Source organism: Fusicatenibacter saccharivorans, assembly GCF_027667425.1.
Classification (GTDB): Bacteria; Bacillota; Clostridia; order Lachnospirales; family Lachnospiraceae; genus Fusicatenibacter; species Fusicatenibacter saccharivorans.
Genome location: NZ_JAQEGR010000004.1, coordinates 15,209 through 33,436, shown reverse-complemented (window position 1 = coordinate 33,436; position 18,228 = coordinate 15,209). Strand labels below are relative to the sequence as shown.

At 49.1% G+C, this 18,228-nt stretch carries 16 protein-coding genes; 1 reads left to right on the top strand and 15 read right to left on the bottom strand.

The features are described from left to right. The 12 genes from PGS38_RS04670 to PGS38_RS04615 form a co-directional block, all read right to left on the bottom strand. A complete protein-coding gene (locus PGS38_RS04670; RefSeq protein WP_270475980.1) occupies positions 1 to 1,152 on the bottom strand; it encodes a DUF362 domain-containing protein in 1,152 nt (383 codons plus the stop codon). Between the two features lie 95 nt (positions 1,153 to 1,247). After that, positions 1,248 to 1,604 (bottom strand): 50S ribosomal protein L20, encoded by a 357-nt coding sequence (rplT, locus tag PGS38_RS04665; RefSeq protein WP_022461741.1) that lies wholly within the window; start codon positions 1,602 to 1,604, stop codon positions 1,248 to 1,250. 49 nt (positions 1,605 to 1,653) lie between these two features. Further along, positions 1,654 to 1,851, bottom strand: a complete 198-nt coding sequence (gene rpmI, locus PGS38_RS04660; RefSeq protein ID WP_022461742.1) for a 50S ribosomal protein L35 — start codon at positions 1,849 to 1,851, stop codon at positions 1,654 to 1,656. A gap of 35 nt (positions 1,852 to 1,886) precedes the next feature. Further along, positions 1,887 to 2,381, bottom strand: a complete 495-nt coding sequence (gene infC / locus PGS38_RS04655) for a translation initiation factor IF-3 (RefSeq protein ID WP_022461743.1) — start codon at positions 2,379 to 2,381, stop codon at positions 1,887 to 1,889. Between the two features lie 308 nt (positions 2,382 to 2,689). Further along, positions 2,690 to 3,013: a DUF1540 domain-containing protein gene (locus tag PGS38_RS04650; protein ID WP_055266509.1), complete on the bottom strand. Its 324-nt coding sequence runs from the start codon at positions 3,011 to 3,013 to the stop codon at positions 2,690 to 2,692. A 293-nt stretch (positions 3,014 to 3,306) separates the two neighbouring features. Then, entirely contained in the window at positions 3,307 to 5,244 is a 1,938-nt protein-coding gene (gene thrS / locus PGS38_RS04645) for a threonine--tRNA ligase (protein WP_270475979.1), read from the bottom strand. A 502-nt stretch (positions 5,245 to 5,746) separates the two neighbouring features. Next, positions 5,747 to 6,196 carry a hypothetical protein gene (locus PGS38_RS04640; protein ID WP_243001876.1) on the bottom strand — a complete coding sequence of 150 codons (450 nt, stop codon included), beginning with the start codon at positions 6,194 to 6,196 and terminating at the stop codon, positions 5,747 to 5,749. Positions 6,197 to 6,222: 26 nt separating this feature from the next. Beyond that, positions 6,223 to 7,509 (bottom strand): amidohydrolase family protein, encoded by a 1,287-nt coding sequence (locus PGS38_RS04635; protein WP_270475978.1) that lies wholly within the window; start codon positions 7,507 to 7,509, stop codon positions 6,223 to 6,225. A 93-nt stretch (positions 7,510 to 7,602) separates the two neighbouring features. After that, a complete protein-coding gene (locus PGS38_RS04630) occupies positions 7,603 to 8,592 on the bottom strand; it encodes a helix-turn-helix domain-containing protein (RefSeq protein ID WP_117802020.1) in 990 nt (329 codons plus the stop codon). 179 nt (positions 8,593 to 8,771) lie between these two features. Further along, the gene (locus PGS38_RS04625; RefSeq protein ID WP_022462416.1) at positions 8,772 to 9,860 is read right to left on the bottom strand and encodes a hypothetical protein; all 1,089 of its coding nucleotides are present in this window, start codon (positions 9,858 to 9,860) and stop codon (positions 8,772 to 8,774) included. 1 nt (position 9,861) lies between these two features. Further along, the gene (locus tag PGS38_RS04620) at positions 9,862 to 10,194 is read right to left on the bottom strand and encodes a helix-turn-helix domain-containing protein (RefSeq protein WP_022462417.1); all 333 of its coding nucleotides are present in this window, start codon (positions 10,192 to 10,194) and stop codon (positions 9,862 to 9,864) included. Between the two features lie 60 nt (positions 10,195 to 10,254). Continuing rightward, positions 10,255 to 11,109: a LysR family transcriptional regulator gene (locus PGS38_RS04615; protein ID WP_022462418.1), complete on the bottom strand. Its 855-nt coding sequence runs from the start codon at positions 11,107 to 11,109 to the stop codon at positions 10,255 to 10,257. A 166-nt stretch (positions 11,110 to 11,275) separates the two neighbouring features. Here PGS38_RS04615 and PGS38_RS04610 point away from each other — a divergent pair, with 166 nt between their 5' ends. Further along, positions 11,276 to 11,965 (top strand): DUF6198 family protein, encoded by a 690-nt coding sequence (locus PGS38_RS04610; RefSeq protein ID WP_022462419.1) that lies wholly within the window; start codon positions 11,276 to 11,278, stop codon positions 11,963 to 11,965. Positions 11,966 to 12,012: 47 nt separating this feature from the next. Here PGS38_RS04610 and PGS38_RS04605 read toward each other — a convergent pair whose 3' ends face one another. From PGS38_RS04605 to PGS38_RS04595, 3 genes are all read right to left on the bottom strand, one after another. Further along, entirely contained in the window at positions 12,013 to 12,621 is a 609-nt protein-coding gene (locus PGS38_RS04605; RefSeq protein WP_270475977.1) for a hydrolase, read from the bottom strand. A 200-nt stretch (positions 12,622 to 12,821) separates the two neighbouring features. Then, positions 12,822 to 15,875: a glycoside hydrolase family 2 TIM barrel-domain containing protein gene (locus tag PGS38_RS04600; RefSeq protein WP_270475976.1), complete on the bottom strand. Its 3,054-nt coding sequence runs from the start codon at positions 15,873 to 15,875 to the stop codon at positions 12,822 to 12,824. Positions 15,876 to 15,969: 94 nt separating this feature from the next. Further along, a complete protein-coding gene (locus tag PGS38_RS04595) occupies positions 15,970 to 18,219 on the bottom strand; it encodes a glycoside hydrolase family 3 protein (RefSeq protein ID WP_270475974.1) in 2,250 nt (749 codons plus the stop codon). Positions 18,220 to 18,228: the final 9 nt, after the last annotated feature.

Genomic DNA, 18,228 nt, shown 5'->3' with positions numbered 1-18,228 from the left:
TTATTTTTCCCACGGCAGACGGTGTTTCTTTACCTGGATTGCCTGATGCGGGCACATTTCCTGACAGCAGAAACAGCGGATGCACTTTTTATAATCGTAGACCGGCGGATTTCTGAGGCCGTTATCAAAGCGGACGGCTTTCCCTTCCACCGGGCAGCTCTCGACGCAGACGCCGCATTTTTTACATTTTTCTTCTATGATATAGGGGCGGCTCTGGAAGACCCCGAGGATCTCGAGCAGGTCGAGGGCTCCTTTTTTGCGGGCTTTGCGGCGGTCGACGTTGAAGTTTGGATTTCCGTACTTTCTTTTCAGTTCTTTCTCGGATATGGTGCCATCCGCTGTCACGATTTCGATGCGGTCGTCGTGCCACGTTCCAAGGCCGAGCGTTTCCCCGTAGAGATTTGTCGGCACATACGACGGATCGAGGTTCACCAGATGGCAGAACACGGTATCCAGCGCGATCGGATCGGTGGACATAAGAAGAACTCCCATCGAAACCGGATCGCCGGAAGTCGGACCATTGCCTTCCATTGCTACGATTCCGTCGCAGATATAGAGGCGCGGGGCGACTTTCTGGTTCAGCTCGATCAGCATGTGTGCGAAGCTCTCATCGTTCGGATACTGCGTGTGGCCGAGTTTTTTGTAGACGCCGCTGATGCAGCCGTACTGGTTCTTGACAGCTCCGGTGATGCGTTCCAGCGCGTGGGTTTTCATTTTACTGACGCTGATGAGGGCGTCGCAATCGAGTGCATCTTTCGCAATCATCAGAAATTTGCCATCGGCGGTTTCTACGCGCTCGCTCGTAAGGAAATCCTTCAGCGGAACGTTGTGTTTTTCCAGCACCTCTTTCAGCCCGGCTTCCTTTGCAATGCCCTCCGGGGTGCCAAGGCCGCAGGAATCGCCGCAGGAAATATTCTCATAGCCATTTTCCTGCAAAATCGTGATCAGGGCATCCATAACTTCCGGGTCGGTCACGACGGCGCGTTCGCGTTTTGCGGAGCGGACGAGGTTTGGTTTTAATAAGATATTCTCTTCTTTTCCGATCAGAGATTCCAGGCCGCCAATTGCTTCCAATCCCTTTTGCAGGCTTTCCTTTACGTGCGCCGGCTCATAGTCGGGACAGGCAACCACTGCCACTTTGCTTTTTTTCATATTCACCTCATGTTTTTCTATATTTCAAAAGAAGCTGCGATCCCCTTACCGGTTCTCACAGCTTCTTCGTATATTCACACAGAATATGTTTTTACTTATGCTACTTTGCTTTTTGCAAGCTCAGCCAGTGTTGCAAATCCTTCTGCATCGTTAACTGCCATGTCAGCCAGAACTTTACGGTTCAGCTCAACGCCTGCCAGTTTCAGACCATACATAAATTTGCTGTAGGACAGACCGTTCATTCTTGCTGCTGCGTTGATACGAGCGATCCACAGCTGACGGAACTGACGTTTTTTCTGTTTTCTTCCTGCGTAGGAGCTGGTCAGTGCGCGCATTACGGACTGTTTTGCTACTCTATACTGTTTGCTTCTGGCTCCTCTGTAACCTTTAGCCAGTTTTAATACTCTGTTATGTTTTTTCTTAGCGTTCATGCCGCCTTTAATTCTTGCCATTTCTTATTTTCCTCCTTGATCTGTTGGGCGTAACTCTACCTTGCAAAAATTACATGTAAGGTAAGATTTTCTTCATGTTCTTTACGTTTGTTGCATCAACAGTAGTCTGTTTTCTCAGGTTTCTTTTTCTCTTCTGAGATTTCTTGGTTAAGATATGGCTCTTGTAAGCTTTATTTCTTACTAATTTTCCTGTTCCTGTTGTTTTAAAACGCTTTGCAGCTGCTCTGCTTGTTTTTACCTTTGGCATTTTAATTTCCTCCTTGATATTGATTCAAATGTATTTTAACGTTTAGCCGTCAAAAACATGGTCATGCTTCTGCCTTCCACCTTCGGCGCTTTGTCAACCGTTGCAATATCGGACAGACTCTCTGCAAATTCATCGAGGATGTATTTGCTGCTGTTCATATGTGCCATCTCACGGCCGCGGAAACGAAGTGTTACTTTTACTTTGTCTCCCTTTGTAATGAACTTGCGGGCTGCACCTACTTTGGTATTAAGATCATTGGTGTCAATGTTTGGAGAAAGGCGAACTTCCTTGATTTCAATTGTTTTCTGTTTTTTCTTTGCTTCTTTTTCCTTGCGGGCCAGTTCATATCTGTACTTTCCGTAGTCGATAATTTTGCAAACCGGCGGTTTCGCTGTCGGAGCAATTTTCACAAGATCCAGACCTGCTTCCTGTGCTTTCAGGTACGCATCTCTGGCAGACATAATTCCAAGCTGTTCTCCGTTCTGACCGATCAGACGAATTTCTCTGTCTCTGATCTGCTCATTAATCATTAATTCGCTAATTGTAGTGCACCTCCATCATTATAAAAGACTGTGTTCCCGCTTTTGCGGTGTAACGAAATCAAACTCGGCTCACCGGACCGGATTTGACTGATAACGCAAGAAAAGTGGATAGACAGACTATCCACTTAACATTGTACATAAATCTCTACACAAAGAGAACTTAAGATCAATATTGGACCGTAGTCGCGTGTTTGCGCTAGGGTGAGAGTGGATACTCTACTTTCTTTTTCTCAGACTATTGCAGTATAGCACTCTCCCATCCTGTTGTCAATACTGATTTTCGCATTTTTTCGTATTTATCTCCCGCAGCTACAGCGGAAGGAGCTGCACTCGGTTTCCTGGCAGCTGCATGCGCTGTCTCCGGCGATATGGATGTCTCCGGCTTCGCATTTACAGTTGTCGTTAAAGGTACAGTTCTGCGCCTTGCAGTCGACACCGATTTTCGTACAGCCGCAGCCGGTGGAGTTGGACATCGTGCCCTCACCGCGCTCCTTGAAGCTCTCGCAGCACGTTTCCATGGAGCTTTTGGCTTCGCTTCCGCCTACGCGGATATCTCCTTTGGAACAGAGCTCGTTCTGGTTGTAAACACAGGTCATAGCGGAACAACTTAATGCTGGCATAATAAATTACCTCCTGAAATTTAGTTTTCTGCGGTTTCGCCCGCATAGAAACCATTATTTCCAAGAGGTAATTTTTTATGCTTTATTTATTTGATAATACCAGTGTCCAAAGTTTGGAAATCCGACGCAAGCAAAGCTTGCACGAGGATTTTTAAATTTTGGACACGCCAAAACATGAGTAAGTAGCCATTTTTCGAAGAAAAATGAGCGGAGTACGAATGTTTTGAAGATTGCGGGAGTACGAAGTACGGAGCAATCTGGTATCATAGGTGTCAATTTTTTTGACACCTACCTTATTTATTTTCTTTTGTTTCAACAGTAACCGGGCGGTTAACGCGGCCTGCGATTTCTTCTTTGATATCTGCGATAAACTGCTCCAGGCTTCTCTGGCCTTCATCACCTGCAAAACGGCTTCTGACAGATACAAGACCTGCCTCTTCCTCTTTTGCTCCGGCGATCAGCATGTATGGAATCTTCTGTCCCTGTGCCTCACGGATCTTATATCCAATCTTCTCGGAACGGGTATCCATCTCTGCGCGGATGCCTGCCTCGTGAAGGGCGTCCAGAACCTTCTTGCCGTAATCTGCGTATTTGTCGGAGATTGGCAGAACCTTTACCTGTACCGGTGCAAGCCAGGTTGGGAATGCACCTGCAAAGTGCTCGATCAGGATACCGATGAAACGCTCAACAGAACCGTAAACAACACGGTGGATCATAATCGGACGATGTTTCTCTCCGTCTGCTCCTGTGTATTCCAGTTCGAATCTCTGCGGCAGCTGGAAGTCAAGCTGGATGGTACCGCACTGCCACGTTCTTCCGATGGAGTCTTCCAGATGGAAGTCGATCTTCGGGCCATAGAATGCGCCGTCGCCTTCGTTGACTACATAGTCAAGGCCAAGATCATCGAGTGCGCCACGGAGACCTTCGGTTGCTACCTCCCAGTCCTCATCGCTTCCCATGCTGTCTTCCGGACGGGTGGACAGCTCTACGTGATATTTGAATCCGAACAGTTTGTAAACCTGGTCAATCAGGTTTGCAACGCCTTTGATTTCGTCTTTGATCTGCTCCGGTGTCATGAAGATATGGGCATCGTCCTGGTTGAAGCAGCGTACACGCATCAGGCCGTGCAGCTGGCCGGATTTCTCATGACGATGTACCAGACCAACCTCTGCCAGACGCAGCGGCAGATCACGGTAGGAACGAGGCTCGGATTTGTAAACGAGAACGCCGCCCGGGCAGTTCATCGGTTTGATTGCATAATCTTCCTCGTCGATGACGGTGGTATACATGTTTTCTTTGTAGTGATCCCAATGACCGGAGGTCTCCCACAGGCGACGGTTCAGGATGATCGGAGTGGAGATTTCTACGTATCCTGCTTTTCTGTGGATTTCACGCCAGTAATCCATCAGCGCATTTTTCAGATCCATTCCTTTTGGAAGGAAGAACGGGAATCCCGGGCCGTCCTCACTCATCATAAACAGGCCGAGCTCTTTTCCGAGTTTTCTGTGGTCACGCTTCTTTGCTTCCTCGATCATGTGGAGGTACTCTTCAAGCTCTGCTTTCTTTGTGAATGCAGTTCCGTAGATTCTCTGCAGCATCTTGTTTTTCTCGCTGCCTCTCCAGTATGCGCCTGCAAGGCTGGTCAGTTTGAAGGCTTTGACCGGCTTTGTGCTCATCAGATGAGGGCCTGCGCACAGGTCCGTGAATTCGCCCTGGCGATAGAAGCTGATGACTGCGTCTTCCGGCAGATCTTCGATCAGTTCTACTTTATATGGCTCTTCTTTTTCTTTCATGAAGGCGATGGCTTCTGCTCTCGGCAGTTCGAAGCGCTCCAGTTTCAGATCCTCTTTTACGATTTTCTTCATCTCTGCTTCGATTTTTTCAAGGTCTTCGCTGGTGAGCGGAGTCTCTCTGTCTACATCATAGTAGAATCCGTCTGCGATGGACGGTCCGATTGCAAGCTTGGTCTCCGGGTACAGTCTCTTGATTGCCTGTGCCATGATATGGGATGTGGTGTGACGGAATGCTGCTTTTCCACCTTCATCGTTGAAGGTCAGAATGGAAAGATTGCAATCTTTGTCGATCACGGTACGAAGGTCTTCTACTTCTCCGTTTACTTCACCTGCACAGGCCATTCTTGCAAGGCCTTCGCTGATGTCTGCTGCGATCTCAATGATGGATTTCGGTTCGGAGTACTCTTTGGCACTTCCATCTTTCAGTGTGATGATCATTTGCTTTTACCTCTTTCTTTGTATATTTTTTCTTAAGCGCATCTGTGGGATAACTGTTCCGAGCTACATCTCGATGTGGCTTCTCGCCATATGAAATTCAGGAAAAAAGCGCTCACTCATGCAAGCATGCTTCGCGATTTTTTCTTCCCTTTTGCATGGCTCTGAATTGTCACAAAAAAAGTCCCTTTTGACACGCCTGTGCTGTCAAAAGGGACGATGTATTTTCATTCACCGCGGTTCCACCCATTTTGTTTTTTCAAACCACTTCATTTGACGATAACGGAATCACCGGGCCGGATTGGGGCCGCTCAGAGCTGGTCTTCGATCACGTTCCTGCGAAAACCCTTGCACCACCAGATGGGGTTTCTCTCTGTCACATTCGCTGTGATTTACTCGTCTCTTCTACGCTTTGTTTTTTTGCTTCGATTGCTTTTTCGGCTCTCGATATTTTTAGATTATACCACCCATTTAGTGGTTGTCAAGTCCTGCATTGGCTGAAACTTTATTTTTCCGGCGTTTTTTGTACCTCCGTCTGCATGGCGAGTTTCTCTTTTGCCTTCTCCGGCATTTCCAGCAGCCCGAACGCGTAAAAAATCCCGTAGATATACGTAATTCCGCGGATATCCCCCAGATCCTTCGGGCGATCGACAACTGGTCTTGCACTTTCTTCCTGCAGTTCCAGCACCTTATGATACGCAGCCCGGACGGAACTCCAGACAAGGCTTTTACTTTTCTCCCGGCGGTCGATCCAGAGTTCTTTGGTGTAGGTGCCGCTTCTTCCATATTTCATATGGTAGGAATACGGCAGACCGGAATACGTATGGAATTCAAACTCCTGGAACGCGACAACGCAGTCCCACAGGGCTTCTTCTGTCCGTTCCTCATGAAGCCTCCAAAGAGCCTGTTCTCTTTTTTCCTGTAAATTTTCCTGTGATTCTTTGTTCTCTTCCATCTTTTTTGTCTTCTCCGTCGTATCCTTTATTCCACCAGAAATTGATCCAGCTCTGCCGCGACCACCGGATTGATTTTTACCTGAGGATGATCGATTTTTCTTCCCTGTGTGACGACCATCTCTACTTTGCGGAGAGCACGAAGATCCTCAAGCGGGTTTTCGACGGTCACGATAAGATCGGCGGATTTGCCGGGCTCGATGGTTCCGGTTTCGGCTCCGATTCCGGCCATTTCGGCGGCGCGGGCGGTTGCGGTGTAAAGCGCGAAGGCGTTGGAGACGCCGACATATTTATGGATGTAAAAGAGTTCCCGCCAGAAGTCGTACTGCGTGATCCACGGACAGCCGACATCGTTTCCGAGGACGACGGGGATGTCGTTGGCGATGGCTTTTTTCGCACAATCTATGATTCCTTCGAAAACAACGTTACCATTGAACTGCTCTATCTCAGTTGCGTTGGTGATGGAACGGTCGAACAGCGCATACGGCAGGGCCGGGGACAGTGTCGTACATAGAAATGCATTCTTTTCTTTGAACAGGCGAATCATATCGTCATCCATTTTTGCACCGTGCTCGATCGAATCCACACCGTTTTCCAGTGCCACGCGGACACCCTGCGGCGATTCGACATGGGCGGCGACTTGATAGCCGAGTGCATGCGCCCGGTTACAGACGGCTTTTACCATTTCCGGTGCCATTTTGAGTTCTCCCGGAACGCCTTTTTCTTTGGCATCCAGCACACCGCCGGTGATCATCAGCTTGATCAGGTTGACATTTTCGCATTTTGCCTCATCTACATGGGCGACTGCCGCATCGATACTCTCTGCTGCGATCGCTACCGAACCTGCCATGTGCCCGCCCGCTACAGAGATTCCCTCGTTTGCGGCAAGGATTCTCGGGCCGGTCTTTTTACCGGCTTTGATTTCATCGCGCAGCCGTGTATCGAAAGTGCCAAGACCACCGACCGTGCGGATCGTGGTAACGCCGCTTAGCAGTTCATCTTTTGCGAAGCCTGCTACCATGCGGTAGGCGATCGCGCGGGAAATTCTGTTGCTCATCAGGGTTTTGACGAGTTTTGCGTTGTCGCGCTGCTTCTTCTGCGGTTTTCCATTGCCTGCGAGATGGACATGCATGTTGATCAGTCCGGGCATGATGTATTTTCCCTGCAGATCTATCTCCGTATAGCCGGAAAGTCTGGTTTCTTCCGGGACAATCGCTGCGATTTTTTCTCCTTCCGTCAGAATGATCAGACCGGTCTGAACCTGCATATCTTTCGTTCCGTTTAGGATTTTTCCGTTTTTGTAGGCATATTTCATACTCAATTCCCTCTTTTCTGCCAAACGTATTATGTTTTATTTTAACACGTCAGAGAGGGATTTTGCGACAGAAAAATCGTTTTTCTCTGTTTTTTATTTTTCTTTTATTCTGCCCCGCATAACTGCCCTCACACCGCCGAACAGAACACCGGCAACAGCCCATAGGATCCAGGTTTTATCCCATTCTCTCGTCTGGAAGCTCCATACAAGATAGATGGCGGTGACAATACACCAGTAGGCGGTTGTAAAAACTTCTGTTTTCTTTTTGTATCGTTTTTCTTCCGGTGTATATTCGCCTTCCTGCAGCAGGATGACGTAGCTTCCATTTATGGTGCTGACCCGCACAATGAAAAAGACACCAACGGCGACCAGAAGCAGCAGGATGGATACGGTGGCTGTGATGATGTAGTCCGGCTGGCTGAATGCAATGGCAGCGAACATCGGGATAACTGCCAGAATACAGAGGGTAACACCGGCGGCGATTCCTCTGGTAAAGGTGCTTTCGTAGTCCTTTTTCCGTTCCTGAACAAGGCCGGTTACACCATAGGCAGTTTCTATTCTCTCCTTTTCCAGATATTCATACTGCTGTCCGTGAATACTGTAGGATACGAAAATCACAACAGCAGCGGCAACCAGCAACAACAAAACGGAGATGCCTGCTCCCGTTGCCATGTTTTCGCTGATGTTTTCTATATGGGAATCGGAAAGTCCGGCAAGGAAGATCAGCAGCGCCGGGCTGATGATACAGAGCGCAACAGCTCCGGCGAGTGTCGGCCCTGTTTTCCGTCTCCATTCCATGAACGCGTTTGCTTCTTCCATCGATACACTCCGCACGGATGACTCCTCTGCGGCGTATTCCAGTATTTCTGTTCCTGTCTCTGATTTTAATTCGTCTTTTAACAGATAGTCGGTGCTGACACCAAAGATTTCAGCAAGACGGAGCACTTTCTGCAAATCCGGCGTGGACTGTGCACTCTCCCATTTGGATACCGCCTGCCGCGAGACGGAAAGTTTCTCCGCCATCTCTTCCTGTGACCATCCATTTTTCTTTCTCGCTTCTGTGATTTTTTCTGCCAAAATCATATTTGTTTTCTTCTGTTTTCCAGCTCTTTTTCAGTAATCTTTTTGCTGCAGCTCACAGCCATTCTATTCATTTCTGTTTTGGAAATGGATTGGCTGTTTCTGCTTCAAATCCTATCATTTTTTCCGGTTGCCTTCTACCAAATCGGGCTGGAAATGTGTCAACTGGCGGTTACAGATGCTTATTTTTCAAGGATTTCCCGCATCTGCTGCATAATTTTTTTAATTTCATAAACCGATACGCTGTTTACGACTTCAAAATTGATCTGCTTTTCTTTTCCGCTGTATTTCACTTCATACTCTCTGGCTTTTTTTTCGTCATGGTCTTTGTACCGTGCTTTGCCGATCAGATAAGCATCTGAATTGGCCGTCTCGGGGTAGCCCGGGCCTTTTTCCAGTTCAAACAGCTCTTTCTTTTCTTTTAGATTCTTTTCCAGTCTGCTCAATTTTTCCAGAAACACCTGACAGACTTCAGGATAATGTTCTCTGATGTATATCAGATTTTTGTGCAGACATGTTGCGCTTTTTTCCATCAGATGACGTTCTGTTTCGTTCGTCAGATAATCAAACTCTCCCAGCTGTACTTCATCCCCCTGAATGGACCGCGCAAGCTGTTCAAACCAGTACATCTGCCGCGGCATACTGTCCGGGAACATGAAATATGTTGAAAACTCATGATCAATCATCGGCGCCAGACGCAGAATCTTATCGTCTTCACGGCAGACAAATGCGATGTTTTCGTAATGGTAGTTCTGATCGCCTTTCAAAATCGAAACGAGAATCTGCAGTACCAGCTCCTCCGCCATCGCCGGGTGGGTCTGGAAATAGTCGGATTCGAGGATTTCGGTGTAGTCGTAGAACATCTGGCAGTAATTGACGTAGTCATCAATATGGACTTTGTCGTCAGGATATTTTCGAAAGAACTCCAGCAGATTCAGCAGATGTTCTCCTTCCCCGTAAATCATCGGTGAAACTGTTCCATAATCGTAATATTTCTCCACCTCCGCCTCATACCCTTCGCAAAACGCAAGCTGATACTGCGGCGCCGGCATAAAATACGCATCAATCACCCATGACCAGAAAACCTCAGCATAGGCGAACAGCGGCGTAGACAGCGGTTTAGATTTTGTAAGCGGTTTAAAAACAACATCTCCTTCAAAAACCGGAAAATGCTTCTCCCCTTTCACAACCCCCACTGCCTCCGCTTTCAGATTGCCGGAACGGGCAGAATACTTATATTTCTTTGGCAGATAGGATGGTTTCTGTTTCATCTTAATCCTCCTGCAATGCTGCCAGATATCCCAGGATTCGTTCTTTTTTTCTGTCTGACAGATTCCGAAAGCCTTCCAGAATGATTTTTTCTGTTTCATTTCCTGCGCTCATTTCCGGATTTCTCGCATTTCGCTCTGTCTCATTCTCCCCCAGAAGTTCATACGGCGTAACCTTCAGCACTTCGCAGATTTTCAGTATTTTATCCGCCGACGGATTCGTGCCCTTTCTTTTCCAGTCGCTGATGGTGCTCTGGGAAATTCCGGTTTCTTCGGAGAATTCTTTCTGGGTCATGCCGTTTCGAAGAATTAGCTCAAAAATTTTTTCACTGATCATTTTGTATCTCACCTTTTTCACTTAGATTTTGTTTTACTATACCATAAAATTTCCTGCCCGTCATTTCCTCCAATGCTGAAAAAACGCCTCTTCCTGCGCTGTGCGGATTCCGTATTTTCTTCTGGCGATGTAGAATTTTGATTTCCAGCTTGAGGTCTGCACCGGGATTGCGGTGATGTGATGGAGGCGGACGATGTCCATGTAGGGGAGGATAGATATTCCAAAACCATTTTCCACAAGGCCGGTGATGACTTCGATTTCTTCGGCCTCACACACGGGTTTTACCTGGATGCCCTGTTCGGCGAAGATCTGCTCTTGGAGGCTGCGGAAGCCGCTCGTCCTGGAAAACATGACCTGCGGATACTTGGCTGCTTCTTTTAGTGTGATGTTCTCTTTCCCCTCCAGCGGATGACCTTCCGGGACGGCGGCCGCGATGTAAGATTCCCGGAGGGGATAATATTCGAGTTCTTCGGATTTCAGCAGTTCTGAGCAGAAGCCGATATCGTATTTTCCATCCAGCAGACCCTCCTCGATCTCTGGGGTCAGGCGGTTGTAGATGATAAACGGGAAGGTCGCGCCGAATTCCCGCAGCATATGTGGTATTGTTCCTGCCGCGAGCGGATATACGGTTCCGATCCGCACTGTCTTTTCTTCCGTCCGAAGGCCTGCCGCCCGCTCCTCCATTCGAAGATATGCGTCCAGAATCTCCTCGACATCCTGCATCAATTCTTTTCCGTAGCGGCTCAGGCTCACGTTTCGTCCTTCTTTCTGGAAGAGCGGAACACCGTACTCGTCCTCCAGTGTCTTGATCGCATGGCTGAGCCCCGGCTGGGAAATATTCAGCGCTTTTGCCGCTTTTCCGTAGTGCTGCAGTTTTGCCAGCTCTGCAAAATATTTTAAATACTCGATATTCATAGATAGCCTCTTTTCCTGTTCTGCATCTATCATACCACTTTTCATTTAATTTTAGAATCAATTCATTCAAAATAATCATTTGTTTTTATCGGTTTCTGTGTCTATAATAAGCATAGTTTCAAGACCTTAACGTAATTTCATTCTCAGGAAAGAAGGATTTTTACTCATGAATACCAGAAAATTTCATCTTCCAGGCGAAGCGGCGCTTCTGATCGTGCTTCTGATCAACCCTCTTGCCATTGATCTGATGTCAAAAAGCGTATTTGGAATTTCAACAATTTCCTCCGTGCCGCTCATCCTCAGCACAGCGTTTCCAGTTTTCAGTTTCGGAACGTGGAACTATATCTTTCAAACGCTGCTTGTCATCACCCTGATGGTCCTGAAGCGTTCGTTCTGTCCCGGCTATCTGTTTTCTTTTGTTGTCGGCATCGGATTCGGAAAAATGATCGATGTACACAATACCTGGGTTACCCTGCTGCCAAATGTTCTGTCGCTGAATGTGGTCTGCTTTTTCACCGGATTTCTTCTGATGTGCTTCGGCATCTGCCTCGCCAACAACTGCCTGCTGCCGATTGTCCCGACCGATATTTTTCCGCGGGATCTGTCGGAACTTCTGCATAAAAAGTATAACCAGATCAAGACAACCTTTGATCTCACCTGTCTGACAACGACCGTAATCCTGTCCCTTGTAATCCTTCACCATCTTTACGGAATCGGCATCGGAACTTTCTTCTGTGCTTTTATGACGGGACGAACCGTATCTCTGGTTCAAAAATTCATTGGAAATCATGTAGAATTTTACCGTCTGACGAAAAAAGAAATGGTAATGCCTGGGAAAAAGATGCGCCATGCATAAAAAAACTGCCCGAATTCCAGTTTTTCTGTTGAAATTCGGGCAGTTTTTTATGCGTTCTGCTCCGCTTCTACTTCCCGGTTGATCTCATCCTCGCTGTCAGCCATGGCCTGCATTGTCATAGTCAGCAGTTTTTCCAGCGGCCAGCCAAGCTGATCGGCGCCCCTCTCAATGACCTCTCTCGAACATCCTGTTGCAAAGCCTTTGCTCTTATATTTCTTCTTTAAGGATTTCAGTTCCATGTCTTTTGTGCTCTTCGAAGGCCGCATCAGCGCAGCTGCCCAGATCAGTCCCGTCAGCTCATCTGCTGCAAACAGAACTTTTTCCATCTCATGCACCGGCTCCACATCCAGTGTGACGCCACACTCAATGGTAATGCCGCAGCCATGGGAAACGACACCATGAATGATATCTTCCGACACGCCGCCTTCCCGCAGAAGCTCCGGTGCTTTCAGGCAGTGCTCTGCCGGATACAGCTCAAAATCAATGTCATGCAGCAGTCCGACAATACCCCAGTGCTCCTCTTCTGCCCCATAGCCAAGCTCTCTTGCATACCATTTCATCACGGCCTCTACGGTAAGCGCATGCTGAATATGGAAGGGATCTTTGTTGTATTTTTTTAATAACGTAAATGCCTCATCTCTTGTAATTTCACTCATGCTTGATTTTCTCCTTCCCTTTTCTCTTTCCAGAATCACCTGGATTAGATTTGAATTATAATTTCGTCCATTATAATCCTGTATTCATAGTAATTCAATAGGTTTATCAAGACTTTTTTGTACATCATATAAAAAGGCGCCGTTCCCTCACCTTTCAGAGAGAGGGCACAGCGCTTTTCTTATTTTTCAAATTCTACACTTTACAGCAGTTTCGGTTTCAGCCGCACATCGAAGCTGATTTCGGTTTCTTTCAGCTGATATTTTTCCAGCAGCATCGGTCCGCAGCTTGCCGATCCGATCCCGGCCTGGCGGTAGTCGATGCAGAAAACAGTGCTTCCGCACGGCCGAAGCTCATAGTTGTGGGCTTTCGCGGTCAGCTCCTCCTGCGTGTAAATAGATGCCTGGAATGAGAAGGTTTTCTCGCCCACTGCCGTCAATACCGCACGATCACTGGCAAGACTTGCATAATCGCAGTCGTAGTGGCTGCCGTTCTCCTGCGGGCGGATATAGTCTTCCTGCTGTTCTGCCGGTGTGCTGTGGAAAACGCCGTGATAGCTTGCCTGGTGCTTATCCACGTAGCTCTCCACCGGACCGAGACCGCAGTAGGTCAGTTTTGCAAACGATTTCGGCAGGAACAGGCGCAGGCCAAAACGCGGCAGAACCGGGAATACCGGGTCTTTCTTTGCTTCTACATGGACATCGGTCGTTCCGTCGCTGTAAATTGTCCATTTGATCACACCTGCAAGGATCCGCTGCAGAGCCGGAGACGAAATCGAATAGCTTGTCTCGATCTCCACGCAGCCGTTTTCTTCTTTTGCCGTTGTCTCATACGCCCGCGTCACGGTGCGGTCATACTGAGCACGCATCCAGGTATTCTTGATATTGCGGTCATTGTCTGTCGGCGCACGCCAGATGTTCAGCTCCATCGGGCGGTCGAGCAGATTCTGGTTGGCATAGCACATTTCCTCGAACAGGCCGGTGAATTTATTATAGGTATAGCTGAACTGTTCCGTCGATACCGTCAGATAATGATCGTCCTCTTTCCATCCAAACGAAGCCGTTCCCTCCGGGCGCTTCATCATCTCTTTTGCCTTCTGGTTCTGATTGTCTTTCGTTTTCACCGGAACTTCTTCAAATCCCAGTTCGAACTGCTCCGGCAGCACCTCAGTGGCCTGTTTCTGATACCAGGTAACCTTCAGCGCACATTTTCCCTGCTCCGGCACGGAAATGGCAAGCGGAATCGTCTTCTCACAGCCTGCCGCAAGCTCCAGCAGTGCTTCATCTGTAATCTTGCCGCTCTCCGTCACTTCGCCGTCCACAAGCACCTCATAGCCGAGCACAGCGTAATCTTTCAGATTCACAAAATTCATATAGTTTTTGATGGTCAGTGTACCCTTTTCGGCATCATATCCCGTCACGCGCACCGGACGATACACGTTTTTAAATTCCATCAGTCCCGTATGCGGTGTGCGGTCCGGATAAACAAGTCCGTCCATGCAGAAGTTGCCGTCGTGCGGATACTCGTTGTGGTCGCCGCCGTACGCGTACATCTTCTTTCCCTCGATCGTTTTTCCCATATCAATCGCGTGGTCGCACCACTCCCAGATAAAGCCGCCGCACATCTTCTCCTCGCTGTGGATCAGTTCAAAGTAGTCTTCAAGATCTCCCGGGCCGTTGCCCATCGCATGGCAGTATTCGCACATGATATACGGCTTATCCCCGTACTCCACCAGCTCTTTTTTGATCTCCTCGAGTGATGGATACATGCGGCTGTAGAGGTCGAGGTTGCTGTAATCGTATTTCTTCGGATCATCCACATACCGTGCCGACTCATAGTGCGTCAGACGCGTCGGATCAAATTCCTTCGTCCACTTTAAGGCCGCCTCGAAGGTACAGCCGTATGCGCACTCATTTCCCATCGACCAGATGACAACGCTCGGGCGGTTTTTATCGCGCTCCACGCAACGCTGTGTGCGGTCTACGGTTGCCTCGGTAAATACCGGATTGTTCGCAATTAGTTTATTCCAGTTCTTCGCATACTCTTCCCAGCTCGTGTAATCCGCATAAATTGCCTCTGTGCCGTGGCTCTCATTGTCCGCCTCATCGATGACATAAAAACCGAGACGGTCATAAAGCTGATAACAGTACGGCGCATTCGGGTAATGGCTGGTCCGGATCGCATTGATGTTGTGCTCTTTCATTACCTTCAGATCTTTTTTGATCTGTGCAAGGCTGATTGCAAATCCCGTCACCGGATCGCTGTCGTGGCGGTTTGTTCCGTGGAATTTGATCTTCACGCCGTTCAGGTACAGCACACCGTCCTTCGCGTGGATCTCACGGATGCCGACATGATCAGTGATCACCTCACCCGCCGTCTCCAGCACCAGCGTATACAGATACGGCTCCTCGGCATTCCACAGATGTGCATCTTTTACATGCATCTGAACCGTATCGCCGCCAAACGCTGCCTCTGCCACAAGATGATTTTCTGCATCAAACAGCTTTGCCGTTCCTTCCTGCGGTTCCCCGTCATTCCAGGTAATCGCAATCGAAACTTCTCCATTCTGGTACGATGCGTCCGGCGCTGCCTTTACAAAGTAATCGCGGATGCCTTTTTCTGGTCTTGCAAGCAGATAGACATCGCGGAAAATGCCGCTCATGCGGAATTTGTCTTGATCCTCGAGATAGCTTCCATCGCACCATTTCAGCACCAGTACGGCGATGGTGTTGGTGCCATCTTTTAAGAAGTCTGTTACATCAAATTCACTCGTAGAATGAGACACCTGGCTGTAGCCGACGAAGCTGCCGTTCATCCACACGTAGAAACAGGAATCCACGCCCTCAAAATTCAGAAATGCCCTCGGTGCTTCCTCCTGTTTTTTCCACTCGAACGTTCTCACGTACGCACCGCACGGATTCTCATACGGCACATACGGCGGATCCACCGGGAACGGGTAGCGGACGTTCGTATACTGATGGTGGTCATGGCCATAATTCTGCCAGACGGACGGCACCGGAATCGTCTCGAATGCAGAAGTGTCGTATCCTTCTGCGAAAAACTCCTCTTTTACATCGTAAACACTGGTAAAATAGCAGAATTTCCAGTCGCCGGAAAGCAGGAAAAAGCGGTCCGACGCCTCCCGGTTCTCCACCAGGTCCTCCATGCGGCGGGATGCCGGAATGTAGTAGGCACGGTTCGGCATGGTATTCACATGCAGGTGATCGAAATCTTCGAAATATTTTGGAACAATCATCTCTTTTTAAGTCCTCCTTATTCTGTCTTTTGTTTCCAATATCGGCACCGAAACACACGCGTTCCCGGTGCCGATCAGGTTTTCTGTTATTCTTTTACTTTTTCCATGCAGGAAGAACGCCTTCGTAATTCATGCCATAACCGTAGTCATAGTTATGTCCTTCGCTGTCAATATAGGTTTCCATATCCAACGCACGGTCCTCGCTTTGCTCCTCAACCGCATCCATATCCTTCGGCATCTGGATCGGCAGACGGCCGGTCGGGTTGTAACCGCCGAAGACAACGTCGAGCACAGCGGCTCTCGAAACACCGAACTCTGCGACGATCGCATCGGCTTCGGCTTCAAATTCATGCATCACCATCGGGTTGTTGACGGTTGCGCAGACGATCACCGGCTTGTCGCCCATCGCGCGGCGGCATTCGAGAATATTGTCGAGATCAGCCTCGTTGTAGGCAGTGTTTGTCTTTCCAAGATAGCTGCGGTTCGTGAAATTCTCGCGGAAATCACCGCCGGCAATGCTCACCTCACGCGCTTTTTTCGCCGTATACGGGCGGTACTGCAGTGTAATCGGCAGATAGCCGTTGCCGCCGTTCGCAAGATCTTCGGTGGAATACGGGTTGCATGCCGGGCTTTCGATAAATACCAGCGCCACATCGGCCTCCTCCGGTGATGCCACGCGTGTACCGTACTTGGACGGCAGTCCATCCGGCAGCGGATCTTCGGTTTTTGCCGGCAGATCGATGCGGAAGAACGCTTTGGACGGTCCGATCTTTCTCTCCGGAATATAAACCTTCAAACCTTTCTTCAGCGGCAGCACACCCTTCTGTCCTTCCGGCGCGCGTTTCGCACTGTTTTTCAGCAGGACGATGGATTTCTGCTGTGCCTCATAGCCATGGCGGCAGAACTCTTCGCATCCTACAATCTTTGCGGATTCTTCCGGATCAAGATACGGGTCCTCAAACAAGCCGCAGTGGAAAATGTTGATCAGAAGACGTTTGGCGGACAGCTCCATGCGCTCACGCATCGCTTTCTCGCCGTATTTCTCACAGCCGATCTTATACGCCTCGACAATCGGACCGGACTCGCTGTTTCCGCCGAACTGGTCAACGCCGTTTGTGATCGCCAGCAGACACCGTTCTGCCTCGGTCATATCCTGCACGCCGTAGCAGCGGCTTCCAAATCCCTCAATCGTCTTTTCCGGATCCTGGGTGATGCCCCAGTCGGTGCAGACAATGCCTTTGAATTCATATTTTCCGCGCAGCAGATCCTTGATCAGGTACTCGCTGTAGGAGTTTCCGACGTTCTTGCCGTTTTTCTTGTCCACGCCGTAGGATACGGTGTAGTACGGCATAACCGCGGATGCGCAGTCGGTCGGTCCGTCCAGGTGGAAGGCTGCCTCGGTAAACGGTTTTAAATGGTCCTCAAAATTTCCGGTCGGATAAACGGCAAACTGTCCGAATGCATAGTGTGCATCGCGTCCGGCCTCTCCGGTGCCGCCGCCCGGCCAGTGTTTGACCATCGTGTTGACGCTGTCTTTTCCCCAGCCGTCTGCTTCCCCTTCCGTTGTCTGCATACCGTCACAGTACGCTTTGGTAAGCTTTTTGGACATCTCCACTTCTTCGCCTAACGTATCGACAAACCGCATCCATCTCGGCTCGGTGCAGAGATCAATCTGCGGTCCAAGTGCCGTTGTGATACCGAGTGCCCGATATTCGCGGGAAGCATCTTTTGCAAACTGTCCGGCTACTTCCGGATCGAAGCAGGCTGCAAAACCAACGCCCTCCGGCCATTTGCTGATCTCGCTTCCGCCGCTCTTGAACTCCGCGCCGGAATCCTTTGCTCCGTTCCGCGGATCAGAGGAGAGGTTGATCGGAATACCATACGGCAGTGTCTCTGCCCGTTTCTGCAGCTCATTGCTCCATTTTGCGGAAATCTCCGGGCTTTCCACGTTCGTCAGCAGGATATGGCGGATGTGCTCGTCCTCCAGAAATTCCTTCTGCTGGTCAGAAATGGCATACGGCTCTTTGCCGGATTCGAGATACGTTTTTCCGTCAAACGTTCCCTGGAATGGTCCGCCCGGCATCGGCGGTACCGCCTGGTGCGGCGAGTACAGCATAAGACCTGCAATCTCCTCAATCGAAAGACGACCCGCAAGGTCTGCCGCTCTCTCCTCATCGGAAAGACGCCAGTCCTCGTACGGCAGCAGTTCGCCGGTTTTTGCAAGATCTTTAAAGTAATATCCATCTTTTTCCAATACCTTTACACCGGACTCCTCCGCCCAGGCAATCGTTTTTCCGCCTGCCTGTGTGATGCGGTGGATTCCGTTTTTCGTTGTTTTCTCCATAAGTTTTCT

Excerpts from the sequence above, each read along its gene's own strand:
- PGS38_RS04670 (WP_270475980.1), bottom strand. The coding sequence starts at position 1,152 with ATGAAAAAAAGCAAAGTGGCAGTGGTTGCCTGTCCCGACTATGAGCCG.
- rplT (WP_022461741.1), bottom strand. The coding sequence starts at position 1,604 with ATGGCAAGAATTAAAGGCGGCATGAACGCTAAGAAAAAACATAACAGA.
- rpmI (WP_022461742.1), bottom strand. The coding sequence starts at position 1,851 with ATGCCAAAGGTAAAAACAAGCAGAGCAGCTGCAAAGCGTTTTAAAACA.
- infC (WP_022461743.1), bottom strand. The coding sequence starts at position 2,381 with ATGATTAATGAGCAGATCAGAGACAGAGAAATTCGTCTGATCGGTCAG.
- PGS38_RS04650 (WP_055266509.1), bottom strand. The coding sequence starts at position 3,013 with ATGCCAGCATTAAGTTGTTCCGCTATGACCTGTGTTTACAACCAGAAC.
- thrS (WP_270475979.1), bottom strand. The coding sequence starts at position 5,244 with ATGATCATCACACTGAAAGATGGAAGTGCCAAAGAGTACTCCGAACCG.
- PGS38_RS04640 (WP_243001876.1), bottom strand. The coding sequence starts at position 6,196 with ATGGAAGAGAACAAAGAATCACAGGAAAATTTACAGGAAAAAAGAGAA.
- PGS38_RS04635 (WP_270475978.1), bottom strand. The coding sequence starts at position 7,509 with ATGAAATATGCCTACAAAAACGGAAAAATCCTAAACGGAACGAAAGAT.
- PGS38_RS04630 (WP_117802020.1), bottom strand. The coding sequence starts at position 8,592 with ATGATTTTGGCAGAAAAAATCACAGAAGCGAGAAAGAAAAATGGATGG.
- PGS38_RS04625 (WP_022462416.1), bottom strand. The coding sequence starts at position 9,860 with ATGAAACAGAAACCATCCTATCTGCCAAAGAAATATAAGTATTCTGCC.
- PGS38_RS04620 (WP_022462417.1), bottom strand. The coding sequence starts at position 10,194 with ATGATCAGTGAAAAAATTTTTGAGCTAATTCTTCGAAACGGCATGACC.
- PGS38_RS04615 (WP_022462418.1), bottom strand. The coding sequence starts at position 11,109 with ATGAATATCGAGTATTTAAAATATTTTGCAGAGCTGGCAAAACTGCAG.
- PGS38_RS04610 (WP_022462419.1), top strand. The coding sequence starts at position 11,276 with ATGAATACCAGAAAATTTCATCTTCCAGGCGAAGCGGCGCTTCTGATC.
- PGS38_RS04605 (WP_270475977.1), bottom strand. The coding sequence starts at position 12,621 with ATGAGTGAAATTACAAGAGATGAGGCATTTACGTTATTAAAAAAATAC.
- PGS38_RS04600 (WP_270475976.1), bottom strand. The coding sequence starts at position 15,875 with ATGATTGTTCCAAAATATTTCGAAGATTTCGATCACCTGCATGTGAAT.
- PGS38_RS04595 (WP_270475974.1), bottom strand. The coding sequence starts at position 18,219 with ATGGAGAAAACAACGAAAAACGGAATCCACCGCATCACACAGGCAGGC.